The organism is Aeromonas sp. WP2-W18-CRE-05 (assembly GCF_014168615.1).
Taxonomy (GTDB): domain Bacteria; phylum Pseudomonadota; class Gammaproteobacteria; order Enterobacterales; family Aeromonadaceae; genus Aeromonas; species Aeromonas caviae.
In genome coordinates this window covers 894,056-919,213 of the sequence record NZ_AP021917.1, presented here as the reverse complement: position 1 = coordinate 919,213, position 25,158 = coordinate 894,056, and the positions used below count along the sequence as shown (strand labels likewise).

Below are 25,158 nucleotides of genomic sequence, written 5' to 3'. Positions count from 1 at the left end.
CACCTTGCCCGGATCCCCCTCCCCCCTGCTCAGTTGCCGGGGCCTTCGCCTCAGTCGCGGCAACCGGCTTATCCTGGACAGCCTGGATCTCGACCTGCATGCCGGCAGCCTGACCGCCCTGCTCGGCCCCAACGGGGCGGGCAAAAGCTCGCTGCTCAAGTGCCTGACCGGCGAGCTGGAACATGAAGGGGAGATCCACCTGTTCGGCCAGACCCGCAGGGGGTGGGCCGGCAACGCTCTGGCCCACCGGGTCGGTGTGCTGCCGCAAAGCTCCTCCTTGAGCTTCCCCTTCCTGTGCGAAGAGGTGGTGGCCATGGGCCGGCTGCCCCACAGCGAGCCTGCCAGCCGGCGCGACGAGATTGTCCGCGCCGCCATGACCCACGCCGGGGTCGACCATCTGGCGAACCGCCTCTATCCCGGCCTCTCCGGCGGGGAGCGTCAACGGGTGCAGTTCGCCCGGGTGCTGGCCCAGATCTGGCAGGCCCCGGAGGAACCGCAGCAAGCGCGGCTGCTGCTGCTGGACGAGCCCACCTCGGCGCTGGATCTCAAATACCAGCACCAGTTGCTCGCCATGGCCCGGGCGCTGGCCGGTCGCAACACCGCCGTGCTGGTGGTGTTGCACGACCTCAATCTGGCAGCCCGCTACGCCGATAGGCTGGTGATGCTGGAGCAGGGCAGGCTGATGGCTGACGGCAGCGCAGGCGAGGTGCTGACCCCGGCGCTCATCGCGCGACTCTACGACTACCCCGCACAGGTGATCCACCACCCCGAGAGCGGCGTCCCCATGGTGGTGTGACACCCAGGGGCAGATAGCAACAGAGCGCCATCAGGCGCTCTGTCTTTTTGCGGTATCCAGCCCTGGGCTGACCAGCAGGGCAATCCCCACGGGCACATCAGGCTATCTGGTAGCGCCCCGGCTTGTGATTGAGTGTCAACACCAGGTTACAGATGATGGCTGCCACAACGGAAAGCGCCAGCAGCCAGGGGGAGACCACGAAGAAAGAGGCGACGACGATGGCGCAATCCAGCCCCATTTGCAACTTGCCTACCCGCACACCCCATCTGTCCTGAATGAAGAGCGCCAGGATGTTGAAGCCCCCCAGGCTCGCCTTGTGGCGGAACATGATGAGCAGCCCCATGCCGATCAGGGTGCCGCCGATCAGCGCCGCATAGACGGGTTCGATCTTGCCGATTTGCAGCACGGCGTTGAGGTGATCCGTCATGAAGGAGACGGTGGCCACGGCGGCAAAGGTATTGAGGGTGAAGCGCGGCCCCATTCTGAGCCAGGCCAGGGCATAGAAAGGCAGGTTCATGGCGAAGAACAGCAGGCCGAAGCTGATGCCGGTCACCTGTTGCAGCAGCAGCGCCAGGCCGGCGGTGCCACCGGTGAGCAGGCCGACCTGATGGAACAGGAAGATGCCGAGGGAAACGAAGCCTGCTGCGGTCAGCAAGGCGAGCACATCCTCATAGAGCGGGTGCGCAGAGCGTGAAGTGTTGTCCATAACCAGGTATCCAGTCGCGAAGCAAGAGAGTGTTGGCCGCCCGTCGGGCGGAGCGAGCCCCGTTAACCGGGGCTTCGTTATGCCGACAGTCTCCAATTTGAGTGAGATGGATCACAAGTCCCGCCCTTCACGCGCCAAAATGGTGCGCGTCATCCAGGCGTTACAATCCTTGCACCAAAATGTCCCACACTCACCGCCGGCCTGATGCTGAAAAACCTGAAACGGGCCGCTGCCCCCGCACCCGAATCGTTCTAGAATGAGTCGCTTGTCACTGCCAGCGGAACAACAGCGGATGAGAGTCACCGTATTCGGAATAGGTTATGTCGGGTTGGTTCAGGCCGCCGTACTGGCGGAGATGGGTCACAAGGTGATCTGTGTGGATGTGGATGCCGACAAGGTCGCGGCCCTGAAAGCGGGACACATTCCCCTCTTCGAGCCCGGCCTCGCCCCTCTGGTGCTGCGCAACCATCAGGCCGGCCGCCTGATCTTCACCACAGACCCGGCACGGGCGGTGGAGTTTGCCGAGCTTATCTTCATCGCGGTCGGAACGCCGCCGGACGAGGACGGATCCGCCGACCTCCATCAGGTGATGACGGTGGCGGACACCATAGGCCGCCTGATGCAAGGGGGCAAGGTGGTGGTCAACAAGAGCACTGTCCCTGTCGGCACCGCCAGCCGGGTACGGCGACACATTGCGGAGCGCCTCGCCGACCGTGGTCTCGATCTTCCGCTCGACGTGGTTTCCAACCCCGAATTTCTGAAGGAGGGCGCCGCCGTCGCCGACTGCCTGCGGCCGGATCGCATCATCATCGGCACCGACTCCGATCACGCCTTCTCCCTGCTGGAGGAGCTCTACGCCCCCTTCAACCGCAAGCGAGACCGCATCCTGCGGATGGATGCACGCAGCGCCGAACTGACCAAGTACGCCGCCAACGCCATGCTGGCGACCCGCATCTCCTTCATGAACGAGATGGCCACCCTGGCCGAAGCCCTGGGCGCCGACATCGAGGAGGTGCGCAAGGGCATTGGTGCCGATCCGCGCATCGGCCACCACTTCATCTACCCGGGCTGCGGTTATGGCGGATCCTGCTTCCCCAAGGATGTCAGGGCGCTGATCCACACCGCGAAGGAGGCGGGGTGCGAGACCCCCCTGCTGCGCTCGGTGGAGCAGGTCAATGAGGCGCAGAAGCACAGGCTCATGACCCGGCTGCACCACCATTTTGGTGCCAGTCTATCGGGGCGCACCTTCGCGTTATGGGGACTCGCCTTCAAACCCAATACCGACGACATGCGCGAAGCCCCGAGCAGGGTGCTGATGGAGGCGATCTGGGCGGCAGGAGGCAAGGTGCAGGCGTTCGACCCCGAGGCCATGACCGAGGCCGCCCGCCTCTATGGCCAGCGGGCAGATTTGATCCTGTGCGACACTCAGGAAACCGCCCTCCAGGGGGCTGACGCCCTGTTCGTCTGCACCGAGTGGCAACAGTTCCGCGCACCGGATTTCGACCTGCTTCGCCAGACCCTGAAGCAGGCCATCATCTTCGACGGCCGCAACCTCTATGATCCGGCCCGTCTGCGCCAGCGCGGTTTCACCTACTATGCCATCGGCCGTGGCGACAGCCTGGCTCATCAGGAGGAGCGATGAAGTACCTCGTCACCGGCGCCGCCGGGTTTATCGGATTTCATGTGGCGCGCAGGCTCTGTGGCGACGGCCATCAGGTGGTGGGGATAGACAACCTCAACGACTACTACGCGGTGAGTCTCAAGGAGGCGCGCCTCGCCCTGCTCACGCCTCTGCCCGGCTTTCGCTTCGAGCGCACCGATCTCGCGGACCGCGCGGCCATGGCTTCGCTCTTTGCCCGCGAGCAGTTTGACCGGGTGATCCATCTGGGGGCCCAGGCCGGGGTGCGCTACTCCCTGGACAACCCCTTCGCCTACGCCGACAGCAACCTCACCGGCCACCTCACCGTGCTGGAGGGGTGTCGCCAGACCCGGGTGCAGCACCTGGTCTATGCCTCCTCCAGCTCGGTCTACGGGCTGAACGAACAGATGCCGTTCAAACCGTCCGATGGGGCGGATCATCCCGTCTCCCTCTATGCGGCGAGCAAAAAGGCGGGGGAGCTGATGGCCCACTCCTACTCCCATCTCTACGGCCTGCCCACAACCGGGCTGCGCTTTTTCACCGTCTACGGCCCCTGGGGTCGGCCCGACATGGCCCTGTTCAAGTTCGTGCACGCCATCCTGAACGGCGACCCCATCGACCTCTACAACCAGGGCCAGCTCAGCCGGGATTTCACCCATGTCGACGACATCGTCGAGGGGGTAGTGCGCATCTCAGACAGCCCCCCCGTGGGCGATGCCCACTGGCAGGGGGCCCCCGATGCCAGCCCGGCCCCCTATCGCCTCTTCAACATCGGCAACGGCAGCCCGGTCAGGCTGCTGGACTTCGTGAATGCCATCGAGTCGGCCCTCGGCAAACGGGCCATCCGCAACATGCTACCCATGCAGCCCGGCGACGTGCTCGCCACCTGGGCCGACACCCGCTCGCTGTTCGACGCCACGGGCTATCGCCCCCGTATCGGGCTCAAGGAAGGGGTAGACAGCTTTGTCCGCTGGTATCGGGACTACTACCGGGTCTGAGCCAAACGAGGTGGCAGGGTCCCCTGGCTCGCGACCCTGCGCTCAGGATGAAGGGGTATAGCTGAAGGGCACCATGGTGGGGGATAGCCCACGGCAGGCGGGTTTGAGGGCCTGCGGGCCTGCCAGCAGCCAGTCGGTGCGGTGACGGTTGCCGAGGTTTTCCATCTTCGCGGGGTCAAAACACCTCACCATCAGGTCGGCGCTCCCCAGTACCCAGCGCCCGGGGGCAGCCCCTATCCAGGCGGCAGCTTCCCGGGCCTGCTCCCCGTCCCCCATCAGATAAGGGTAATGTTTCACTGGTTGCAGGCTAAACAGCAGATGCTGCTCCTTGAATCCCGCCAGCAGCAGTTCATCCCCCGCAGGCACCTTCTGCGCCGCTAATGTCATGACTGCCTGAGGGGTGCGCACCTCGTTGAGGCGCACGCTTATCCAGCAGGAGTAGATCAGCCACCCCACCGCCAGGGAGCAGAGAATGGCGGTCAGTGGCGCCCGGCGAAGCCAGGCATTGATCAGCAGCAAGGATCCCCCCAGCACCAACAGGGGAAGCCAGGGATCCGGCCCCAGTTCCCCCAGACGGCTGGCCACTCTGTCGCTAAATGCCAGCACCAGAGCCCCCACCAGCCCTACCCCTCCCAGCAGCCAGCCAAGCCCGGCCAGTAGTCGCCCCGGCCAGACCCGGACCAGCAGGGTGCCGATGAAGGGTGCGGCCAGGAGCGCCATGGCGGGCGTACCAGGCGTGATGTAGACGCCCCGCTTGCCCGGCGAGCAGGAGAAAAACAGCACCACCAGCACCAGATAACCCAGCAGCAGCAGAATACGCCTGTCCTGCGCCCGGATGGCGCGCCGCCAGGCCACCACCAGCCAGGGCAGCAGCAGGGAGAGCGGCAGCCAGAACGGCGGGATCACCGAGGTGAGGTAGTACCAGAAGGGTTTGACGTGATGCCAGGCGCTGGTATAGCGAGTCACCGTCTGGCGCAGCAGTATGTTGTCTCTGTAGGCCAGCAGGAGGGGATCCCCGCTTCGGGTCACGGCCTCCAGCATGGGGACCAGCCAGAGGCCCATCGCCAGGGCCATGGCCAGCGGCCCGAGCAGGGCCTTCAGCCAGGCTGACAAAGGCGCGGCGCGGATTTGTGCCCTGTGGGTCCAGAGCGCGGGAAGCAGCACCAGCAGGGCCAGTACTCCCACCCCCTTGGTGATGACGCCAAGCCCCGCGGCAAACCAGCCGAGCCAGTACCAGCGCCACCCGCCACCACAGAGGAGGAAGCGCAGAAAACCATAGAGACCGAGGGTGATGAAGAAGGTGACTAGGCCGTCGATCTGGGCCGTCTTGGCCTGCAGGGTAAACTGGACGGTAAAGAGCAGCAGCAAGCCCGCCAGAAATCCCGTCGCCGGATCCCACAGGCGGCGCCCCAGATCCCACACCAGCAAGATGGTCAGCAAGCCAGACAGCAGGGAGGGCAGCAGAAAGGCCACCTTGATGGAGCCAGTCAACACATAACCGCTCGCGATCCCCCACATAAACAGCGGCGGCTTGTCCGGATAGAGCTCCCCGCCACGCATGGGGAAGAGCCACTGGCCGCTCTCCACCATCTCCCGGGCGATCAGGGCGAAGCGCGGCTCGTCCGCCGGCCAGGGATCCCGCAGACCCAGCCCGGCCCCCAGCACCGCCAGCGCGATCAGCAGCAACCAGCCAAGGGACGTCTGATTGAGCAGGGTGCGATCACTCACCATGACGAGCCTCCCCGGTCACTCCCTTGTCACGCCGCCAGCCCCGATGCTGGATATCGAGATAGAGGCTGTAGAGCGCGGTGAAGGTGGGGAAGAGGTTTTGCAGCACGCCGACGGAGTCCTGCTTGGGAGAGAAGGTGAAGTAGCTGAGCGTCATCAGGCTGCCGAGCACGCTCATGTACCAGAACAGGCGCGGGATGACGGGTCGCCCCGCTCGCCTGGACGCCAGAAACTGCACCAGCCAGCGTCCGCCGAACATCAGCGCCCCTGTATAGCCGATCAGCTTCCAGCCGGTGACATGCACCCCGGTCCAGTCCAGCCAGTCGATGGGGGCAGACAGCCAGGCGTCCATCACTCCAGCATCTCCCGGATTTCAACCACCTTGGATCGGCGCTGCAACCACCAGACCCCGACCACATCCACCAGCCCGACCCAGAGCCGGTTCCAGACCCCGTATTTGGAGATCCCCGCCTGGCGTGGCCTGTGGTTGACCGGCCAGGGTGCCATGCGCCCCCCTTGTGCCTGGATCAGCGCGGGGATGTAGCGGTGCATGTGATTGAAGGCGGGCAGTTTCAGATACCAGTCGCGACGCACCACCTTGAGCCCGCAGCCGGTATCCGGAATACCGTCGCGCAGCAGCAGGTCGCGAAAGCCGTTGGCCAGCTTTGAAGAGAGGCGCTTGACCCAGTCGTCACGGCGGTTGACCCGGTGGCCGATGAGGCCCACCTGGTATGGATCGCTCTGGTAGCGGCGCATCGCCTCCTCCAGCATGGCGGGAATGTCGGCGGGATCGTTCTGACCATCGCCGTCGAGTACCACCAGCCAGTCGCCACGCCCGTGGCGCACTCCGCTCAGCACCGCCATGCTCTGGCCCACGGCATGGACATGACGTAGCACCTTCAGCCTGGTGAAACGCGTCTGCAAATCGCGCAGTACCACATGGCTGTCGTCCACACTGCCATCGTCCACATAGATCAGTTCGTACTCGAACCTGCCCCCAAGGGCGGCATCTATTTCGCCGACAAGCGGGGCCAGATTATCCCGCTCATCCTTGGCAGGCACCACGACAGAGATATCGACCGATTCGACCATATGCACATCCTGCCCTCATCAGAGGCGCTATCGATTCACCCGGCAGACCCGACGACATTGCATCGATGGCCTGGCTGACATCATGCAAATACAAGGCGTTAGAAAACAACTCTGTCAGCATATTGAACTTCAATTAACAAATCTATCAAAGCAGTCACTAACCCGGGAGCCTGCCGCTCCTCCCCTGCACCAAAAGTTCCATACCGTTTTCATCTCTGCCGCTCACCCACATAACCAGATGTTCCATCTGCTGGCTGGCGTCCCTCCCCGGATCGGGCCTATATGTTGCGGATACCAACGACGAGGTTTCCATGAAAAAACGACTCTGGGGCTGGGGACTCCTGATACTGCTCGCCACCACTTCCCACGCAGATCCCTTTCGTCAGGCCCCCAAGGCCATGAGCGCACTGCGCCAGGGCGCCGCCATGGAACAGGGAAACCCGCGGCAGGCCATCGCCCACTACTGCACCGCCGCCAACCTTGGCAACCCGGAAGCCTATTACCGCATCGGCCGCCTGCTGGCCCGCGGCCCCCAGGGGATCCGCAATGCCCGCAGCGCCAACGCCTACCTGGCCATGGCCATGCGCCTTGGCAACCAGCAAGCCGCCCGTTACTACAACGAGCGGGTCGGCAATGCCCCCCTGGGTACCTGCGGCATTGGAGGCGGTGGCGGAGCCCCCTGGGTACGCCCCAGCACCCCCTTCGATCAGGAGCGCTACCTGGCCAGACAGTCACAGGCCAAGCAAAAGCTGGCCGTCATGATCCGCCAGGCCGCCCAGCGTCACAAAGTGGACCCCCAGCTCGCCCTGGCCATCGCCATCGCCGAATCCAATCTGAACAGCACCGCCGTCTCCCCCAAGCAGGCGCAGGGTGTCATGCAGCTCATTCCCGAAACCCAGGCCCGCTTCGGCGTGACCCGGCCGTTCGATGCCCAGCAGAACATCCGTGGTGCCATGATCTACCTGAAGTGGCTGGAGAAGCAGTTCGGTCCGGACTGGGTGAGGATCAGCGCCGCCTACAACGCCGGGGAGCAGGCCGTGCTGCGCCACGGCGGTGTGCCGCCCTATCAGGAAACCCAGGAGTATGTGCAGCGGGTGCTCTACTACTCGGGGCAGGATCCTGACAAACCGGCCCGCCGCAGCTCACCGCGCTGAGCTTGCCCGGTTGCCCCTCTTCCCTCGCGCCTGTCGGCCGTCCCGGCCTGCGGCGCCCGGCTTTGCCGCCCCTCTCCCATTGGTTTACAATCGACGGGTTTTTTGGAACCGGGTTGACGGCCCGTCGACCCGGCCCCACCACGACATCAGTTTGTTAATGCCAAGACATTAAACTGCTGAAAGGAAGAGAATTAGCCAATGGCTCAATTTATTTACACCATGAACCATCGGCATCATTGAAAAGCCATGCGGAGCCGGCAAGAGCCTCACAAAGCCAAAAAAATCACATAGTTATAATTAACCCCTCTTGGCTGATTGCAGCTTTTTGAAGCTCTATATTTGGCCCCATTTTGGCCCCAAACACAGAATTTCCGCATCTTTTGGCCCCAGGATGGCCCCAAACTGGCGGATGATTTCTTGGCGAAATAATGATGATTGTTGCTGGCGGAAGGGCCAGTTCTTGGTGGTAACCAACAACTGCTTCAAGCATCTCTTTCTCATCCGTTGCCTCAGCCGGGAACGGGCCGCAGCACGTAGATCCGATCCTAAAATACACATCAAACTCCATCTCGAACGTTCCCTCTTTACTCTGTTGCAGACGAATCAATCAGTATCTGGTAAGACCTGCTGAAATCTACAGCTGCATTTGCGGCAAAGATATGGTCAGGCTGCTACGTTATTTCATACATGAAAAACCTGTCAGATCTGACAGGGTCACAAACGAGCACGGGCAACGCAGTAATTCGGGAGTTGCCCCATGAAGAACAGACGAAAGGCCTATTTGACCGCCGCAGAACTGGATTATGTTGCGGCCGCCAAGCGCTACCTAGCCGCCATTCTGGCTGAAAAGTGTATTAGTGAGTCGCAACTTGAGGAGATGACCGGGATACCGGTATCAACCCTGAGCCGCTGGTTATCGCAGGAGAGGGGGGAGTTCATGACGCTGGCTGACGCCGCGTTGATCTGCCGAGCTATTGGGATCGATGTGCAGGCCATGCTGCCACCGGCAACATGGGGCTGCTCACATCCAGAGAGCTCGAGGATGGTGGTGTTCTTGATGGGGATACCGCTGCCTCACCTGAGATGGCTGGCGGATACCTATGAGAAGGGGGTGGTAGCCCTGCGCCAATGACGCAGAGCTATGGGTCAGATAACGGACGCCGGCTGCTCAGGAAATTGATGTGATACAGGCCAGCCTGCTTGCTCGGGCACAAGGGTCAGCTCATAGCAGTAGCGTTGCCAGTCAGCTAGCAGCTTGGTGTGCTCAGGTTTTGCATATCCACCATCGACGGCCGGTTTGATGATGGCAATTTGCTGCGTGGCATTGGCGATGCGGGCAGCTTGCTCGGTTTGTGCAACCTCAAGTATGGCGTGCTGTTCAGCGGATTCATCCTTCACCCACTCTTGCCCGTTCCAGCAGTCAAAGGGTGAGCCAGGTGGCAGCAGGGTCTGGTCTGCAGGCAGATGCCAAAGTTCGACTATCTCACTGGCTGCGCGGGTCACGGTGTCGTAAGCCAGCTTGCCGCGCAGATCTAGCACCGACTCCCATCCGTTGGTGCTGCGCACCCATACCATTCCACTGGCAAGCGCACCTTGCGGGGCATCCATGAATGCCCAGGCGGGCAGCCCTGTATGCTGGGAAATGAATTCGTCAGACGGGCCTAAATATTCTCGGGTATCTGGGTGACAGATATAACAGCGCAGATAGCCAGACTGGTCGGCAAAGCCTGATTCATTCAATTGGATATATTGCATTATTTGACCCTCATGATGGGCGTCATTGAGATGTTGGCCATACGGTTTTCAGATGCTGTTTGGACGACCCTTGAAGCATCAAACGACAAGTTTCTGTACTGGATCTGCTGGGAACCAGCCGTTATAGAGGTAAACCCCGTGCCATTAAAGGCTAACGCTCCCAGCGCCGCAGCAGCAGGGCTTTCGATGTATACGTTAGCAACTTGACCTGTAATATTCCTGATAGCATCACCCTGCTCAGATAGCAGCGAGCGCCCAGTATCGCGACCACGCCCGTTGTCCCACCAACGCAGCGCCAACCCGCGCGGGTCAAACGGAATTTGTCCAGACGGGAAAAGTGCGGCCAGTTTCGGTAGCGCCACCTTGTCAAAGGTCTGGTTCTTTACGATGACAAAGCGATTATTTGGAGGTGTATCTCCAACCCAAGGCAGTACCACCCCAATCGGAATAACCGCATCAAGCAGGATCTCGATAGCCTTGTAAAGTTGGTTGTTCTCTGATTTTTTAAGTGGCAACCCACTTAGCTCTATAACACTGCAGAGCTCTTCCTGCATGGCGTCAAGAATGTCAGCGCTGACCTGAGTTGCCTGAGTTCCGGTTTGCGGATCCCCTCTGGTAAAGCCATCTTTCCCAGCGCCAAACTTGTCCTTTTGCCGTGATGGCGTATCAATTCGATGCATATCGCTCTCTCCAGAGAACTGGAAATAATAAAGCCCGCTCAAGGGCAGGCACTGTTAAAAGGAGAAGTGGCGTTACTTGATCGCCAGCACCTCATCGCAGGGGCGCGGCACAAGGATGGTTTTACCCTGGTGAACCTCCTGCACCTGGCAGACCGGCCCGGGGGCCGTGGCGGTGTTCCACGCCCAGCCCAGCAGCACGGCGACAACGATCGCCGTGATAGGTTCGAGACGAACGATCATGACGCCTCCTGGGCAGATGCCCAAACGTATTGCGGGGTTTCGACAGCAACGGTCACCGGCGCCAACGCAGCGGCCATTGCAGGGTCTTGGGTGCGCACGTTGGCGTGATAGCCCGGTACAGGCTCGCGCAGCGGTAGGCCCTCCGCATCCAGCACGCCGGTGGGGCGGGTAACCATGCCTGGCGGCAGCAACTGCAGCGAGGCGGTGGGGTGATAGATAGTTCCTGTCTCGCCGTCTTTGATAAAGCCAGCGCTGAGCAGGGCCTTGGTCATGGCGGCCTTATCGGCCGCCTTGAGATTGAGATCGATAAAGTCTGTCATGCTGATGCCACCTTGAGTTGATCGGCAGTGAGGGGCTTCTTGGTCCAGATTTTCAGATCACGAAGATGGCCATACATCGCCCTGTCATTGGCTCCACTCCAGCGATTGCCGAGGATAATCGATGTCTTGCTGGATGCCGCACCGCCACTCCTAGACTGTGGCGCCAGCACCCTGCCGTTGAGTGCCACTGTTATTGCGCCGTCAGCCGCCACCGAATACGCGATATGGTGGCGCTGCCCCAGTGGCGCATTGATGCCATACACCTCTTTTCCTGCATGGCGAATTGTGAGAGATGCCCCATCTGCAATAATGCTGGAAAAGTCGCTAAGCTCCAGAATGCGATGTGGTCCAGTATTAACCGTGTCAAACTCGACAGCGAGACTAAAACCAAGCTGGGCCTCCACAAGATTGAGCGACTGAGGAAGGGTTACAACATCTGGGGCGCGCGTTGCAGATGCGCCATTTGTCGGGATGTATGAATCGACAAATGGGAGCATTGTAATCTGGTAGCAACCAACAACCACAGACTGCAAACGATTCAGCCACGTCACCTGAAAATTGCCAAATGTCGATGAGGATCCAGGCGTTATAACTCCAGACCAAATGATTCGAACGGTATTTGAATTGATCTTTATTACAGACCTAGATATTCCAGTAATGGATAAATCAGCAACAATTTTTAATTCAGGAGATGCTGAAACTATTGCGTCAGCATCACCGAACATGTAAGCACTTACAGTCACAGGCCCGCCAGCAAGCGCGGCAGGATTTGATATGCTGTATAAATCAACAATTACTCGCTCACTAGACCCCTGCGCTGAGTTGGAAGAGGTTATAGTCTTTTGGAATACATCAAATGGCAGTTGGGCTGAACCGGCGCTTTGGCTCAGTACACTACTAATCCAGCTGTAGCTGCTGGCGGCGCTTTTGTTGAATAAATTAGGGTTGCCGCCGCCAATAAGCAGCCCATTTCGCTCAAAGCGCGGCTCGTTGATAGCGGCGACTTTCATGTCATCATTCTTGTCTGTGTACGTGGCAGCGGTTGAACGGGAGTAGTTCACATAGCGGGCAACAACATCATCCCCGACCTTCACCTCTCGGCCATTGCCAACAACCAGCCTCAGCGAGTCGGTCAGCGGCGCCCACACATCCGGCATGGGAAGCGCGGCCATGCCAATGGCATCGGCCACGGTTTCCAGCCCGGAGATCTGTGACGCCAGTTTGGCCGCATCATCCGCTGCCTTTGCGCTTGCGGATGCCTGCGCGGCAAAACCTGCCGCCGCGTCGGTGCTTGGCTTGAGGTTCTGCTTGACCCGTTCAGCCAGCGTAGGCTGGTCGGGGTAGCCCGGGACGGGAACCATCTGCCCCTCTTGCCCCACGACGATCTGGTTAAAGGTGCCTATCGTCTGCTCAACAAGCAGGATCGCTTCGGTGGGGTCTTTATCGGTTACTGCCATCAGGTATCTCCAAATCCCAGACAGCATGCTGCACGCATCGCATCAGCGAGGCGGATCATGTTGTCGTGGTCGGTGGTATAGACGAAATTCAGAATGGTGTGAGAGGGCGCCTTCTTGCCGAGGATGCACTGCATGACGGCATCCCCCCAGACGCAGAGCGAACTGCCGGCCACCGAGCCAGCTCGCATGTAGTCAACGTTCATGCGCGGCAGATTGACCTGCCACACATAGCGCCACTCAGGGCCGTAGATTGGAGCGCCCACCCGGCTGCCTGCGCAGAACACGGCACCGTGGTAGTTAGAGATGGTGGCATCCGGATAGCCGAGCGAGGCGAGCAGTTGCAGGTAATATTCGGCATTGATGCCGCCGAGCGAGTTGATCTTGGCATCGAGGCGCTGCTGGCGCTCCCTGATGGTGGCGGTGCCTGGTACTTCGCACTCATCTGGCAGCCCGCAGATCCCCTCATAGCGGGTCAGCAGCACAGTTGTTTGCTGTGGGTCACTCTCTTCTTGCGCCAGTGCATCTGCCCGCTCTGCGGTGCGGGCCAGCTCACCGGCGCCAGCAGTGAGCAGGGGGTGATCCCCCTCCCATGCCGGGCCATAGGGGAGCAGCTTCTGCAGCTGGTCTGAGTAATCGGCTGCGGTCAATCCCATGTTGTGGTCCCCAGCGCGACTATCTCGCCCTTGGCGGTAGTGAATTCGGCCGCTGGGGCGAGCAGTTGGTGCTTGTATTCGCCGTTGGCAGCGCTGATGGCCTCCGACAGGCGTGATGGCGCTATGGTCTGCTCAGGCCCGCCCTCGCGCCGATAGAACTCGCGCATGGCGGCGGTGACAGCGGCTCGCACTTCGGGGGTGTCAGGAGTTACCTTGATACGGTGAGCCACCCGCTTGATGTTGATGCCAAGCAAGTAGAGCTCGGCGGCGGCCACCGGTGCCTTTGGCTCGATATGCTGACGGGCGGCAGCTACGATGGCCGCTGATGGCACCAGCGCTTCCGAGTTGTCATCAACCAGAAACACCCCAACAGTGCCAGTCCCCATCCAGTGGCGGTAGCACCAGGCGCGGGTCACCCCGGGCACCTCTTCGGCCCATACCTGATAATCGGTATCGGCTCCGCCCTGTGGGGTGAAGAACCAGCGATCAATCACCCTGGCTCGCCAGTCATCGACGCTCTCCAGATCTGTACCGCCCTGAACGCTGTCAGCCACTCCGGAGGATGAGAGCCCGGCCACCGGTTCGGAGAGGATCATCCCCTCGCCATCATCCAGATTAGTGTGATAGCCAGTCTCCGAGCAGGTGATCGGCAAACGCAGCACACCGCCGGATGAAGTCGCCGCCTCGGTGGCGACATACTGGATCGGGGTGCTCCCCTGATAGACGGCCACTGCACCGGCAGAGACCGTGATGCCATCGCTGACACCGGAGATACGCAGCCAGCCGGCGGCCGGTTGCGCCTCTTTGCGCGGGCACTTCTTCATGCCGGCATGGCGCAGCAGCCACTGCTCATCACAGAGATCCGGCAGCAGGTTGCGCTCGAGGTATTCGATATGGCCGTTCACCCCGTGCACGGCGCCAGCATAGGCGCGGGCGTAAACCTCGGCATCCGAGCGGCGCAGCGGGTCATCCAGCTCTGCCGTCACATCGGCTCGCACCCGCTGGATAATCTCGCGCAGGGTTGGGCGCAGGGAGTAGCTAGACATTGACGGCCTCCAGAATGTCGGGGATGGTAATTTGCTGGTCAGAGCCATCAACGGTGAGCGTCACGACCAGTTCGGCGCCGTCAATCTCGCGGCGGCGGCACTCGGCATCGATGCGGGTGACCAGCTCGTCATCTTTCAGCCAGGCCAGCGCCTCCAGGGCGTAGTCGCGGGCCCGCTCGCGCACCTTTGGCAGGTTCTTCTCACGCTGCAGCAGATAGAGGCGACTTCCGATCCGGTCACCGGCCACAGTCGGGTAGCTGTCTCCCCACCACCCGTAAGGACGATCGCTATCATCTGAAGCGCCAGCGCGGCGCCAGGTGAAGAGGCTGATAAACACCGCCCTGTGCAGCGGGTGCACCAGGTCGCCGGAGTCTGTGAGGACGCCGTTGATAGAGATCAGCATGGGGTTACTCCATCCGGGTTTTCGGTTTACCGGTCGGGGTACCGCCGGGGTGTTCGTGGTCGTTGAATTGGTCGCGCATCTTCCGCATGGTGCCGGTCTTGTCGCGGATCTCGCCGGTACACTCCAGCAGCGGGGTATCGAAGCGAGCCTTGGTCTTGGCCTCAACATCAAGGGTCAGGGTTTTCACTTCGACGCGGCGCCCCCTGCGCAGCACAATGCGATCACCCTCATCGGTGTAGAGCGCCACCTCCCCTTTTTTGAGCCCCTTCAGCCGGTAGCGCCGATCGGCCACGACCAGCACCACGCCGTGGGACTTGTCGCCATCCGGGAAGACGGCGATATGTTCTGCCCCGTCATGGGGGCAGGAGGTGTAACCATACGGTTCGAGATGCTCGACATCGTCTTTCAGCTCACCGCCCAGCATCTCGATCTGCACCAGCTGGCACTTGGCCGCCGAGTTGACCAGCCTGATCACACCGCGGGATAGCAGGTTGCGGATGGCGCTTTTCAGTTCACGCATCAGAAAATGTCCTCATCCTTGTTCTTGCGGGCGGGCTTGGGATCCGGCACGTCAGGCAAATAGGCATCAGCAGGGCCGACGCGCAGGGTCGCGATAGTGCCGCTATCGGTGCGGCTGTACTCCACCTCGGCGATCACCAGCTCGTCACCGGCAAAGTCGTTGTGGGGGTCAAACACAGGAACAACCATGTTTGGCAGCCACAGCTCGCCTGATTCCTGTCGCCAGCCAGGCACCGTATAGGTCGCCTCTCGCGCCTTGGCCTCGCGGCGGCGGGCCTCGAATTCGCACATGGCGCGGCAGCTGGCAACGCTGGCCTGACCGGTCTGCTTGATCAGCAGCGGGCGATAGCGACCAACCTTTCCGCCGACCTTGTGACTGACCCTGGTCGAGCTGGATTCCCCGAAATCGTCATCGGTGCCCGCTCGCTGCCCTGCAACCCTGTATTCGGAGTGGCAATCGCTCTGATCTTGCGGGGCGCTGCAGCTGAGGATGTTTTTGCCGTAGACCAGCGGCGTAGTGGCTCGCAGCGCCCCGACCGCCCCAAAGTGCAGATCGCCATTGGCATCGTCATAGGCCAGCAGGCGCTGCTGCTGCATCATTCTGTCGATGGCCTCGGCCACCGCCTCCCCCCAGTCCACCGAGAAATCCGAGATGGGGGATTGCCCAGCCGCGCCAAACACCGATACCCCGAACGGCTGGCACAGCGCAGCGGCAATTTGCTGCGGGGTCTGTCCCCTGAACTGGCGCACTGTGGCGGCGCTGTCGATCAGGTCGCCGGTGCGGGAGCGCCCCCGAATGGAGCGGGTGATGCTGCGGGCGTCATAACTGACTGGCTTCGCATCGACGTAGCCGGTGAGCACCAGATCGCGGCCTATCAGCACCTCCACCCTGTCGCCCTGCTGAATCCCGGTGGATACCGCATCAAGCAGCTCGCCCTTTTCGCTGGCCCGCCTGGTGACTTGCACCTCGAAATCGCGAGCCAGCCGGTCGATGCCTGCACTGATCCGCATGGCTGTCCAGCCATACCAGGCATTGCCATTGATCCGCAGATGATACTCGTCGCTCATGATGCCAGGGTCCGCAGGGGGTCGGGGGGCACAAAGCCCGGGTGAGAGAGGTTGTTCTTGGCGATCAGCTCATCCGCCCGCCCGGCATCGTCATACCACTCTGCAGCCAGCACCAATGCCGGCATGGTATCGCTCGGGGTGCGCGTCACCAGCTTTGAGGCATGCTGTTGCTGCTGGCGCAGCGTACTGACCAGCTCGCGGCGTAGATCCCGCAGCGCTTGATAGACACCATCGTCGGTAGTGCGCTCGCTCTCCTTGTCGATCGCAGCAATGATGGTCTGGCGAGCTTCCTCCAGTTCATCACGAGTAGGGCTGGTTGAAAGGGATGCGCTGCTGTCAGCAATCTGGCTCTGGCCGGTGCTGTTACCAGTAGTGGCAGCACCATTGTTTTGCATCGGTTGCCGCGCCACCTCAACGGCGTCGAGCGCCGGAGCTCTGACCGGAGTGATGGCTGGCTCGCTCGGGGACGGCATCCGCGCCACCGCCTGAGCGCTGCTGGCGATCAGGTTTACCCTGACCAGTTCGGAAACGCTGTTGGTCAGCCGGTCAGTCTGCTGCTTGTCCTGTGCGGCGGTCGGCCACACGCCGAGCGGCCTGGCGGCCTGAGTTTGCGAGGCCGCTGCGCTGCGACTGGCGAGACTCAGCAGCGAGCGGGCGGTGCCGCTTGAGCTGGACCCGGCATCCAGCACCGAGGCCAGCTGGCGCGAGAAGATCCAAGCGGTCGAGGGAGGTGGCATCAGCACGCTCAGATCCCCCTGCATCAGCCGCAGGGCGCTCGACATCTTGCCGTCGGCACTGTTGAGCATGTCGGCCACACTGCCGAGTAGGGAGGAGGCATGTTCTATGGTCGCCATCGACATCCACTCTGGCAGCCCATCAAGGCCGAAGGCTCCGGCAAAGGCATTCTGTGCACGGTCCAGCAAGCTGGTCGAGCGGCCTGAGAGCAGTGATGAACCGAGCGGGGTGGCCGTTGGCCACTCATCCTCACCAGACTCCACAAAGGAGAAGCTGACGATACACATTCCGCCATCTTGCTTGCTGTGGCTGATGCGCTGCTTGCCCATCACCACCACGTTCATCCGCCCGTACCAGGGGCTCACCAGTTCGCCGGGGCCTACCTGCTCGAGCGCCTCAATCAGCCGATCCCGTTCGGCGATAAAGTCAGGCCCAATCAGGTAGGCTGAGAGGGCATATTCCCGGGTCTCGCGCCCCATGTCCTCGACACTGGGGGTATCTCGGCCTGGATACTCATGAACCACGGTGCGACGACCGATCTGCAGGTCATCACCGTCTACCTTGAACGCCACCCCGCGAAAGGATGCAGGCTGCAAACGGTCTGTCCAGCTCATAGCACCTCAAATAGAAAAACCCGCCGAAGCGGGTGTGTTGCAGAGAATATGGTTTCCAGAAAATTCGATATTTCGGATGCTTAATAAGGTGATATTACCTAACGTTGATCACGGTCAACAAGAACGCTCACATGACTTATGGCTTGAGATATTTCGGGGTGCTACAATCCCAGACTCAATGTAATCTTTTTACTTTTTGGGGGTTCTATGTCTGATATGGTGTTCTGCCGTGGTTGTGGTAAGGAAATCCACAAAACGGCAGTGTCTTGCCCGAGCTGTGGTGCTGTTACAGGCTCAAGCAAAAATCGAGTCACTGCGGCTCTGCTTGCCTTCTTCCTTGGTGGTTTTGGCGCCCACAAGTTTTACCTCGGTAAAACCGGTATGGGGTTCCTCTATTTGATTTTCTGCTGGACCTTCATCCCAGCAATTGTCGCCTTCATTGAGTTCATCATTTATCTCTGCTCAACCGATGAAAGCTTTGCCCTGAAATACGCAGGCAAGTAACCAGCACATCAAGAACCTGCAATTATGACCCGCTTATGCGGGTCATTTTGCATAACGTGAATAACCGACATCCGGCGACATGGACCAGCCAGGTGAGGTTTTTCCCTCATCCACGCGCAAGTTTTGCGGTGCGTTTTCAAAGCGCACCACCATCTCACCGGAGACCGGGGCGGTGGCAGCGGTATTGGCACCTGCTGCTGGGGATACGGCAGCCAACGGGGATGACGCGCCGAGCCCTCCCTTGCCGCCGCTCCAGATCGCGCCGAGGGTATCCCCGCTGCGCTGCCAGATAGAGCCAACGCCATCCATGACCCCGCCTACCTTGTCACCTACCCAGCTCATGCCATCCATCAGCGGTTGCAGATAGGGTTGAATCCGCTCCCACATCCCCTTGAACCAGGCCACTATGGGTTCCCAATTTTTGATGATGATCCCGAGTGGATGGAAATCGAGGAACCCCTGCTTCAGAAACTCCCACGCCCAGCCAAAACCGGTCGTCACCGAGCCACACAGTTCGCTGAACCACGTGCTTATGGCCCCCCAGTTCTGAATGATGAGCCCCAACGGGGTGAAGTCGAGGATCCCTTTCTTCAAGAAAGCCCATACAAGTGAGAAATCTGTTTTCACAGAACTCCATAGATCACCAAGCCAACTGCTGATGGGGCCCCAGTTCTGGATCACGATACCGAGTGGATGGAAGTTGAAAAACAGCTGTTTCAGAGATTCCCACGCCGCGCTGGCAACCACCGTAATTGACTGCCAGACCTTCGCGAACCAAGGGCCAATAGTGCCCCAGTTGGCGATAATCAGGCCGGCCGCCATAGCCACGCCGCGCAGGATCAAGCCAATAGGGGTCGCAGTTATAGCATTGCCGAAGAAGGCCATGGCCACCCCGCCGGCATAAAGCGCCAGCTTCAGAGCCGCGAATCCGGCGGCAATGCCCACCACACCGCGAATAACCTCTGGGTTGGCAGCGGCAAACTCGCTGAATTTCTCGGCTAAATCGCCAAGCCAGGTGACCATGTCTTTCGCCTCCCCCTGGAAGGCGCCGCCAATTGCTGCCAGACCGTTCACTGCGGTACCAGTCATGGCATCCCAAAGATTACCCAGAGTGCCAAGCTGAGCCCCCACCCGTTGCTGCAGACTTGCCTGCCTGGCCATTCTTTGCTGGATCTCGTCGTAACCGGCTTTTCCCTTATCAATGATCGTTTTGAGCGCCTGTTGGGTCTCTGCGTCTGTTCCAAAGATCTTGCCAAGCACGGTCAGCTTGTCACCCTCTGTCAGCCCTTTGAGCTTATCGAGTTGCGCAAACATATTATCCAGGCCACCAAATTCGCCTTTACCATCAGTGAAGTCGAGCTTGGTCCCCTTCAACCCCATACTCCGGATCATTTGGTTGGCTTCTTTCATTTTTTTTCTGTCAAAGCCAGCCGTCATGACTTTCCGCATTGCGTTACCGGCTGACTCACCAGCCATAGACGCCTGATCAAGCATGATGGCAAGGGGTGCCATCGCCTGCGCCGCCTTCAGTCCATCCTTGCTCACCAACTTCATCGCGGATGATGCTTTGCCAAAGAACTGGAGCATGTTGTTGTCATCCACCCCCATATAGAAGGCTTTCTGGATGGTATCGAACAGGCTCATCATATCTTTGGAGGCGGTGCCGGTGGCGTCCTGCATCTTGGCGGCGAACTCGGCGGCGGCGGCAGGAGCCTTGCCCAACTGCACGGCCAGATAGGCAGTGGCCTCGCCCACCCCACCCAAGACGGTTTCGGCACTCAGACCCTGTCTCTGCAGCATGGTCATCATGTTCTGAAAATCGGCTGTGGTGCCGGGCAGCTTGTTGCCTAAACCAACCGCCAGATCGTTAATCTTCTTGAATTCGGGGCCGACCGAGCCAGCGGCATCCATCATCGCCACCTTGAGGCCGGTAGCGGCATTCTCTGACTGCGCAAAGGCAGCCAGGCTGCCACCAACTGCAGCAGCCAGCCCAGCAGCGATCGCAGGAGCCCCCTCCCCAGCACTCTGGAGATCACGCTGCCAACCTTTGATATTTTTGCGGATACCCTTGAGCGCCGGAGACAACTTGTCTACACCGGTGATCAGGGCTTTGAGTTGAAATTCGTTAGCCATAAATCACCTATTTTTCGGCCTTCATCAGCCGCTCACACTGGCACTCCATCAAGGCCAGGGCGTCAAAGTCATGGTGAAGGAAGGCGATGGGATCGCCCGCCTTCCACCACCTCGCCATGTCAAAGTAGCGGTCGAGAATGTCTCGCTCGGTTACCCCTTCAGGAAAAAACCGGCGACGTCCCAGGCGGCATTGTTGAGGTCGGCCGGCTCAATCTGCTCCACGGCGCTGGCCGGGATAGAGCACAGCTCGATCAGATAGCCCTTCACCTTTTTCATGTTGATGCTGATCTCCCCCTCGGGAGTCATGGTGTAAGGCAGACCCAGGCGGCAAACTTGCTCGCCGGTCGGCTTGCTGAGTGACAGTTCAGAGACTGGTTCACCATGGGCCTGAATCGGCTCGGACAGAACGATGACTTTCTTGCTCATTGATGGAACCCTTCTTTTCCGTTGAATTGCATGTCGGCGGTGCCGTCTTCAGGGTTGTGGTTGGCCTCCCCCTCCAGCCATGCGCTTTTCAACACATAGACCTGACCATTCGCCAACTCGGCGGTGATTGTCATGTCATCGCTCGTGGTGATCTTTTTGAGCGGGAAGCCCTTCGGAATTTTGAAGGACGCCTTGATGTAGGGAGGCCGATGAGTCTCCTTGTAATCAACACCACCATCGAGCCCCACGATGGACTCTTTGACGTTGGTGTTAAGGGGGATCTCCATCCCCCCGGTGACTGACAGCTGCTCGCCGTCAACCTTGAAATAACAAGTACCTGCGATGCGGCCCATTTATGCCTCCTGGTATTGCAGACGGAATTGGTTGAGCAGCGCGAAGACGCGCAGACCGTTGACGTAGTCCGGCGGGAACAGCACGTTGACCCGACCGGAATCGCCATCTCGTTCCACGATCAGGTACTGGGCGAACAGCTCGCTGTTTTCGACGATGCCGAGTCGCTCCATGACGCGGTATTCGCCGTTGAGTTCGCCCTTGATCACCGCCGGGGTGACGATGGCCTGCCCCTCACCAAAGCGGGTACCGTCGTTGGCCAGCTTGTGGCGGCCATACTTGCTGGTCACCAAGGTGCGCAACCGGCGGATCACATAGGCGGAGGTGTGCAGAGTCTCGCTGTCGAGATAGGAGTTGTCGGCGGCACCGTACTTGTTGCGCTGGTACATGGTGATCGCCCGTTCGACCATCATCACACCAGAGCTAACCGTCTGGGTGGCGATGCCACTGGTCAGCAGCACCTGGCGCTCGCCCTTGGTGAAGAGCTTGCCGGTTGGTGCCGGCAGCAGGCCGTTCAGTTCGCCGGTCTGGGTCGGCCGCGCCGGGTCGATGCGGATAAACACCGCATTGCGGGCACAGCTGGCAGCCGCCACTTCGTAAGGCGAGGCAGCCGTCAGCGGCTCAATGCCGGTCATGGTGACGTGCTGGCCGTTGCGGGCTTTGCCGAAGGTAGAGAGTTCAGAGAGCGTGCCGCGCTTGGCGCTGTAGAGATGGCCGTAGATTTGGCGCAACCACGACCAGCGGCCGGTGGCGTCGTTCATCTCCGCCTCCAGCACATCCAACGATCCGCTGTCATGCCAGGGAGTGGCGATAAAGTCGAACGGCTCATCACCCATGGCCGCAATGGCAGCGGTCAGATCCGGCGAGCCAGCGCCGTTGCTCATGGCAGTCAGGGCCACGTTGATGCCGTTGGGCAGGGATTCGCCACCCATCACACCACGGTAGTTGAGCGCCAGGTTGATATCGTTACCGGTCAGCCCCTTCCATTTCGCAGTAACCGTCACCACACCAGCAGAGACGGCTGCGGTCACCGGCAGGCTGGTATCGGCATCGATGGCCGCCTTGATGCTGGATGCCACCGCAGTTGCGGCAGCAGAGGCTGACACCCCGGCCTGCACGCGCTTGCCAGCGATGTAGAGCGAAACCACGCCGGCAGAGATGGCGGTACCGGTCACCGTGATGGTGGCGATCGCAGCAGCGCCTGCGCTGGGCTCAGGCACGTCGATCAGCCACAGCTCGCCGAACGAATCGACATTGCGATAGGCTGCCACCATGGCGGCCAGCTGGCTGCCGGCACCGACCAGACCTGCCGCCAAGGCGGGGTTGGTGATCTGCTGCAACTGGTTCTTGCCGGTGGTGACAGAAGCCAGGCCATGGCCCAGCACCAGCGCCCGCAGGGTTTCGCTGGCGCTATTGGCCGCCGAGTTGTCCATCTCCGCATAGAACAGCGGAACCCGCAGATCGGCGGGAATATTGTTGAAGCTGACGGGCATTATTTTGCTCCCTTCTTGCTGGCCGTGACCTGAGTTGCGGCCTCGGCTGCTGGCTCTTGCTCGGCTTCCGGCTCTTGTTCAACCGGAGGTTCGATGACGACATCGCCATCAAGCTGGCGGCGATACCAATACTGATTGGCGATCACCTCGCGCCCTTCAGCGGGCAGCAGGTCGCCGCGGTCAGGATCGGGGACCGATCGACCGTCATTGGGTTTGACGAACATGTTTATTCCTGTGGGGTTGGGGCGAATCCGAGCGGGCTGGCGTCATTCATGGCGTGAGCCAGCTTGAGCATGTTGCTGTAATCGCTGACGAATACGGTGTTGACCGGGAAGTTGAACTGATGCTCGATGATGCGCCACTCTGGCGGCACCACATCCGGGCCCAGCCCAGGGCTGATATAGTCGATACCCCACTGGTCGCCGTGACCACATAGCCCCTCAAACTCGGGGAGTGCCTCCAGATCTGTCCATTGGCGGGTATCTTCCGGGCCGATCTCGAACTCGGCCGAGAATTCAAACTGGTAGTAGAGGTGTGCCCGATTCATATCGAGCAGGTTGCCGCCCTGATAGGTAATGCCGTCGTACTTCTTCTCGTCCGGCGACCAGTCTAGCAGGGCCTTCCAGAGTGCCTCTCGCGCCTCCTCTATCACATCAACCGAGGCTTGCCCGCGGGCGTCCTGGGTGTTGTTGACCACCACCACCACGGCAAAGGCGTCGGTGATCTTCTGCCAGTAGTCGGTCTGGCTGCGGTTTTCTTCTACATTGTCATCGAGTGGGATGACATAGGCTGCCGGCAGGGCCAGCTTGCTGTTCTCGGCCAGCGGCTTGAACTCGGACGCACCGGCCACCCTGCCGCCAAACATGGGGCAGCGCTGGCGAATGGCCGCAATCAGCGGGCTTATCTTCATGTCGGTTTCTCCGGCCTGACCGATGCCCTCAGCGCAGTGAACAAGGTTCGCTGGATTTCGTAGCTGCGGTATTTGAGGGTTTTGGCAAAGTAGTTCTGGCGGGGGGCGATACGCCACGGCGAGCCGCCGCTGGCCCCCTTGCGGTGGCTCTTGACGCGCTTGGCGCCACGCCTGACCCCGTAAAAGAGGTATGCCGGGTAAAAGCCGTCGCTCGGGATATCTTTCGATGCCCCTTCGCCCTTGTTGTGGCTGACCTTGACCATAAAGCCCGGGCGGTTGGCGGTCGCTCGCGGCACGAAGTAGCCGATCGATTTGGCCAGATCGCCGGACTGGTAGCCGGGAGCCTGCCCGGCTCCTGATATCGCCCGCCGCGCCACTGCTCGCCGGTTGTCGCGCAGCAGGGTCCGGCCGATATCGACAAATGCCCGCCTGACGCGGGCCTTGTTGAAGCGGATCTCCTGCGCGTCAGGGAAATCAACGTGGAGGTAGATGCCGGAGTTTGAGTTCTCAAACGACATGGCAGCCTCTCTTGTTATGTCGGCAGGTCAAGCTGCTCCAGTTCGACCAGCGCCCAGACGGTTTCGCCGTTGAGCGGCTCGCAGCGCTTCACCCGATAGACAGCCCCCTTGTGTACCATTTGGTGGTCACAGGTGAGCTGGCGCCAGCGGATCAGGCATTTGTGCGTCACCTTCTCGTCAATCTGCACCCCAGCCTGATAGATTCCGCCGGTGACAGGCATCAGCTTGCCCCAGGCGTTGATCTGGTCGTGGTACACCTGCCTGGTGGAAAATTCCTCGGCTGGTTCTTCGGTAACTCGCCGGATCTGCAGGCGCTGCTTGAGCTCGCCGGCGCTGGGCGGGCGCATCGCGTTGACGACTGACGATTGGCGGATCTTCATATCGGCATCCTGGTGTAGGGGCCAATCAGGTAGCGAAAGGCAAAGGGGACCTCGACCTTCTCGAAGTCGGAGACCGCCTCCCGGTTGTTGAACCAGTGCGCCACCATCAGCAGGCCAGCGGCCTTGAGGTCATCGCCGATCACTAGCTGGCGATCCGTCATCTCGGCCTGTGGCGCATCGAGCAGCTCCCGATCGGTGTGCTGCTCGATAGCCCGGCGGGCGGCCCCGATGTAGAGGTTAAGCAGCAGATCCTGGCTGGCGTCATCCTCCTCGAGGCGGCACTGGTCCTTCACCTCTTCCAGCGTGATCCACGGCATAACTACTCCTCGGCTTGTCCTGGCTCGGCGTCCGCCAGCGCTTTCTTGATCACCAATTCGGCTTCGACTGGTGACAGTCGGGTGATGTCACCACGGCTGTAGTTCTTCCAGGGGCCGGTGAAACGCACCAGCACCCGCTCATCATGGGTAGGTGCGGGATCATCGCCGCTCTGCTGCCCGCAATTGGCGTCAGTGGCGCCAGCGGACTGATCACCGGTCAGCGGCGCGGCGCCAGCTCCGGCTGCATCGCCTGGCGCTTGACCTGCTGCGTGGTGGTCAGAATCTGATTCATCGCCTTCGCCAGTTCCGGCGTGGGGATCTTGCCCAGTGCCTGCATCGGCATAGGGTTGGGGGGGGTCAGTTGCATTGCGGGTCGGCTCCTGCGGCGGTTCGCTGCTCTGCTGCTCGTGATCGGCGTCAGTGGCAGGTGCCAGCCCTGCGCGAGCCCCTTTTGGTTGCTTGGCCATGTCGGCTCCTTGTTACAAGGTGATGAGAGAGGGCGCCAGTACGGCGCCCTGCTGCG

General features: G+C 60.8%; 32 protein-coding genes. 6 read left to right on the top strand and 26 right to left on the bottom strand.

Features of this window, described 5'->3' with window-relative positions; translation table 11 throughout:
• The first annotated feature begins 4 nt into the window (after nucleotides 1-4).
• A complete protein-coding gene (locus H7R73_RS04580; protein ID WP_042864344.1) occupies nucleotides 5-796 on the top strand; it encodes a heme ABC transporter ATP-binding protein in 792 nt (263 codons plus the stop codon).
• A 97-nt stretch (nucleotides 797-893) separates the two neighbouring features.
• Here the strand turns inward: H7R73_RS04580 and H7R73_RS04575 are convergent, their stop codons facing one another.
• Nucleotides 894-1,502: a YitT family protein gene (locus H7R73_RS04575; protein WP_103260747.1), complete on the bottom strand. Its 609-nt coding sequence runs from the start codon at nucleotides 1,500-1,502 to the stop codon at nucleotides 894-896.
• A 292-nt stretch (nucleotides 1,503-1,794) separates the two neighbouring features.
• Between H7R73_RS04575 and H7R73_RS04570 the strand changes: the two genes are divergently transcribed.
• Nucleotides 1,795-3,144 (top strand): UDP-glucose dehydrogenase family protein, encoded by a 1,350-nt coding sequence (locus H7R73_RS04570; RefSeq protein WP_103260748.1) that lies wholly within the window; start codon nucleotides 1,795-1,797, stop codon nucleotides 3,142-3,144.
• Nucleotides 3,141-4,139 (top strand): NAD-dependent epimerase, encoded by a 999-nt coding sequence (locus H7R73_RS04565; protein WP_103260749.1) that lies wholly within the window; start codon nucleotides 3,141-3,143, stop codon nucleotides 4,137-4,139. Before H7R73_RS04570 ends, H7R73_RS04565 begins: the two co-directional genes overlap by 4 nt.
• 42 nt (nucleotides 4,140-4,181) lie before the next feature.
• Here the strand turns inward: H7R73_RS04565 and H7R73_RS04560 are convergent, their stop codons facing one another.
• Genes H7R73_RS04560 through H7R73_RS04550 form a run of 3 tightly spaced genes read right to left on the bottom strand, consistent with a single transcriptional unit; the run spans nucleotide 4,182 to nucleotide 6,959 of the window.
• Nucleotides 4,182-5,870, bottom strand: a complete 1,689-nt coding sequence (locus tag H7R73_RS04560) for an ArnT family glycosyltransferase (RefSeq protein WP_182951535.1) — start codon at nucleotides 5,868-5,870, stop codon at nucleotides 4,182-4,184.
• Nucleotides 5,860-6,219, bottom strand: a complete 360-nt coding sequence (locus H7R73_RS04555) for a lipid-A-disaccharide synthase N-terminal domain-containing protein (protein ID WP_045523761.1) — start codon at nucleotides 6,217-6,219, stop codon at nucleotides 5,860-5,862. Before H7R73_RS04555 ends, H7R73_RS04560 begins: the two co-directional genes overlap by 11 nt.
• Entirely contained in the window at nucleotides 6,219-6,959 is a 741-nt protein-coding gene (locus tag H7R73_RS04550; RefSeq protein ID WP_042016786.1) for a glycosyltransferase family 2 protein, read from the bottom strand. Before H7R73_RS04550 ends, H7R73_RS04555 begins: the two co-directional genes overlap by 1 nt.
• A 311-nt stretch (nucleotides 6,960-7,270) precedes the next feature.
• Between H7R73_RS04550 and H7R73_RS04545 the strand changes: the two genes are divergently transcribed.
• Nucleotides 7,271-8,113 carry a lytic transglycosylase domain-containing protein gene (locus H7R73_RS04545; protein WP_010673217.1) on the top strand — a complete coding sequence of 281 codons (843 nt, stop codon included), beginning with the start codon at nucleotides 7,271-7,273 and terminating at the stop codon, nucleotides 8,111-8,113.
• Between the two features lie 283 nt (nucleotides 8,114-8,396).
• Here the strand turns inward: H7R73_RS04545 and H7R73_RS04540 are convergent, their stop codons facing one another.
• Complete coding sequence (locus H7R73_RS04540) at nucleotides 8,397-8,681, bottom strand: hypothetical protein (protein WP_139329122.1); 285 nt, start codon at nucleotides 8,679-8,681, stop codon at nucleotides 8,397-8,399.
• A 189-nt stretch (nucleotides 8,682-8,870) separates the two neighbouring features.
• Here H7R73_RS04540 and H7R73_RS04535 point away from each other — a divergent pair, with 189 nt between their 5' ends.
• Complete coding sequence (locus tag H7R73_RS04535; protein ID WP_182951534.1) at nucleotides 8,871-9,245, top strand: helix-turn-helix domain-containing protein; 375 nt, start codon at nucleotides 8,871-8,873, stop codon at nucleotides 9,243-9,245.
• Between the two features lie 14 nt (nucleotides 9,246-9,259).
• Here H7R73_RS04535 and H7R73_RS04530 read toward each other — a convergent pair whose 3' ends face one another.
• The 11 genes from H7R73_RS04530 to H7R73_RS04480 all read right to left on the bottom strand — a co-directional run bounded on the left by H7R73_RS04530 (nucleotide 9,260) and on the right by H7R73_RS04480 (nucleotide 17,603).
• Complete coding sequence (locus H7R73_RS04530) at nucleotides 9,260-9,868, bottom strand: tail fiber assembly protein (RefSeq protein WP_232092739.1); 609 nt, start codon at nucleotides 9,866-9,868, stop codon at nucleotides 9,260-9,262.
• Nucleotides 9,868-10,548: an integrase gene (locus H7R73_RS04525; RefSeq protein WP_182951533.1), complete on the bottom strand. Its 681-nt coding sequence runs from the start codon at nucleotides 10,546-10,548 to the stop codon at nucleotides 9,868-9,870. Before H7R73_RS04525 ends, H7R73_RS04530 begins: the two co-directional genes overlap by 1 nt.
• Before the next feature lie 72 nt (nucleotides 10,549-10,620).
• Nucleotides 10,621-10,788 carry a hypothetical protein gene (locus H7R73_RS04520; RefSeq protein WP_175610333.1) on the bottom strand — a complete coding sequence of 56 codons (168 nt, stop codon included), beginning with the start codon at nucleotides 10,786-10,788 and terminating at the stop codon, nucleotides 10,621-10,623.
• Nucleotides 10,785-11,108 (bottom strand): hypothetical protein, encoded by a 324-nt coding sequence (locus tag H7R73_RS04515; protein WP_182951532.1) that lies wholly within the window; start codon nucleotides 11,106-11,108, stop codon nucleotides 10,785-10,787. Before H7R73_RS04515 ends, H7R73_RS04520 begins: the two co-directional genes overlap by 4 nt.
• Nucleotides 11,105-12,565, bottom strand: a complete 1,461-nt coding sequence (locus H7R73_RS04510) for a hypothetical protein (protein ID WP_182951531.1) — start codon at nucleotides 12,563-12,565, stop codon at nucleotides 11,105-11,107. Before H7R73_RS04510 ends, H7R73_RS04515 begins: the two co-directional genes overlap by 4 nt.
• Nucleotides 12,565-13,218: a YmfQ family protein gene (locus H7R73_RS04505; protein WP_182951530.1), complete on the bottom strand. Its 654-nt coding sequence runs from the start codon at nucleotides 13,216-13,218 to the stop codon at nucleotides 12,565-12,567. Before H7R73_RS04505 ends, H7R73_RS04510 begins: the two co-directional genes overlap by 1 nt.
• Nucleotides 13,209-14,264 carry a baseplate J/gp47 family protein gene (locus tag H7R73_RS04500; protein WP_182951529.1) on the bottom strand — a complete coding sequence of 352 codons (1,056 nt, stop codon included), beginning with the start codon at nucleotides 14,262-14,264 and terminating at the stop codon, nucleotides 13,209-13,211. Before H7R73_RS04500 ends, H7R73_RS04505 begins: the two co-directional genes overlap by 10 nt.
• Entirely contained in the window at nucleotides 14,257-14,667 is a 411-nt protein-coding gene (locus H7R73_RS04495) for a phage GP46 family protein (RefSeq protein WP_182951528.1), read from the bottom strand. The genes H7R73_RS04500 and H7R73_RS04495 overlap by 8 nt, the downstream gene beginning before the upstream one ends.
• A 4-nt stretch (nucleotides 14,668-14,671) precedes the next feature.
• Nucleotides 14,672-15,187, bottom strand: a complete 516-nt coding sequence (locus tag H7R73_RS04490; RefSeq protein WP_182951527.1) for a phage baseplate assembly protein V — start codon at nucleotides 15,185-15,187, stop codon at nucleotides 14,672-14,674.
• Nucleotides 15,187-16,254, bottom strand: a complete 1,068-nt coding sequence (locus H7R73_RS04485; protein WP_182951526.1) for a phage baseplate assembly protein — start codon at nucleotides 16,252-16,254, stop codon at nucleotides 15,187-15,189. The genes H7R73_RS04490 and H7R73_RS04485 overlap by 1 nt, the downstream gene beginning before the upstream one ends.
• Nucleotides 16,251-17,603, bottom strand: a complete 1,353-nt coding sequence (locus tag H7R73_RS04480) for a DNA circularization protein (RefSeq protein ID WP_182951525.1) — start codon at nucleotides 17,601-17,603, stop codon at nucleotides 16,251-16,253. The genes H7R73_RS04485 and H7R73_RS04480 overlap by 4 nt, the downstream gene beginning before the upstream one ends.
• Nucleotides 17,604-17,810: 207 nt before the next feature.
• On the opposite strand from H7R73_RS04480, the gene H7R73_RS04475 reads away from it, so the two are divergent.
• A complete protein-coding gene (locus H7R73_RS04475; RefSeq protein ID WP_060388642.1) occupies nucleotides 17,811-18,107 on the top strand; it encodes a TM2 domain-containing protein in 297 nt (98 codons plus the stop codon).
• Nucleotides 18,108-18,149: 42 nt separating this feature from the next.
• Here H7R73_RS04475 and H7R73_RS04470 read toward each other — a convergent pair whose 3' ends face one another.
• The 10 genes from H7R73_RS04470 to H7R73_RS04425 form a co-directional block, all read right to left on the bottom strand.
• The gene (locus tag H7R73_RS04470) at nucleotides 18,150-20,240 is read right to left on the bottom strand and encodes a phage tail tape measure protein (protein WP_182951524.1); all 2,091 of its coding nucleotides are present in this window, start codon (nucleotides 20,238-20,240) and stop codon (nucleotides 18,150-18,152) included.
• A gap of 150 nt (nucleotides 20,241-20,390) precedes the next feature.
• Nucleotides 20,391-20,666: a phage tail assembly protein gene (locus H7R73_RS04465; protein ID WP_182951523.1), complete on the bottom strand. Its 276-nt coding sequence runs from the start codon at nucleotides 20,664-20,666 to the stop codon at nucleotides 20,391-20,393.
• Nucleotides 20,663-21,019, bottom strand: a complete 357-nt coding sequence (locus H7R73_RS04460) for a phage tail tube protein (RefSeq protein WP_182951522.1) — start codon at nucleotides 21,017-21,019, stop codon at nucleotides 20,663-20,665. Before H7R73_RS04460 ends, H7R73_RS04465 begins: the two co-directional genes overlap by 4 nt.
• Nucleotides 21,020-22,510, bottom strand: coding sequence for a phage tail sheath subtilisin-like domain-containing protein (locus H7R73_RS04455; protein WP_182951521.1), 1,491 nt, complete (start codon nucleotides 22,508-22,510; stop codon nucleotides 21,020-21,022).
• Nucleotides 22,510-22,734, bottom strand: coding sequence for a DUF2635 domain-containing protein (locus tag H7R73_RS04450; protein ID WP_060388637.1), 225 nt, complete (start codon nucleotides 22,732-22,734; stop codon nucleotides 22,510-22,512). Before H7R73_RS04450 ends, H7R73_RS04455 begins: the two co-directional genes overlap by 1 nt.
• Before the next feature lie 2 nt (nucleotides 22,735-22,736).
• The gene (locus H7R73_RS04445; RefSeq protein ID WP_182951520.1) at nucleotides 22,737-23,420 is read right to left on the bottom strand and encodes a phage tail terminator protein; all 684 of its coding nucleotides are present in this window, start codon (nucleotides 23,418-23,420) and stop codon (nucleotides 22,737-22,739) included.
• Nucleotides 23,417-23,938, bottom strand: a complete 522-nt coding sequence (locus H7R73_RS04440) for a hypothetical protein (RefSeq protein WP_060388636.1) — start codon at nucleotides 23,936-23,938, stop codon at nucleotides 23,417-23,419. Before H7R73_RS04440 ends, H7R73_RS04445 begins: the two co-directional genes overlap by 4 nt.
• A 14-nt stretch (nucleotides 23,939-23,952) precedes the next feature.
• A complete protein-coding gene (locus H7R73_RS04435; RefSeq protein WP_076362405.1) occupies nucleotides 23,953-24,318 on the bottom strand; it encodes a head-tail adaptor protein in 366 nt (121 codons plus the stop codon).
• Nucleotides 24,315-24,635: a head-tail connector protein gene (locus H7R73_RS04430; protein WP_182951519.1), complete on the bottom strand. Its 321-nt coding sequence runs from the start codon at nucleotides 24,633-24,635 to the stop codon at nucleotides 24,315-24,317. Before H7R73_RS04430 ends, H7R73_RS04435 begins: the two co-directional genes overlap by 4 nt.
• Before the next feature lie 2 nt (nucleotides 24,636-24,637).
• On the bottom strand, nucleotides 24,638-25,102 hold the full coding sequence (locus H7R73_RS04425; RefSeq protein WP_182951518.1) for a hypothetical protein: 465 nt from the start codon (nucleotides 25,100-25,102) through the stop codon (nucleotides 24,638-24,640).
• Between the last annotated feature and the right edge of the window lie 56 nt (nucleotides 25,103-25,158).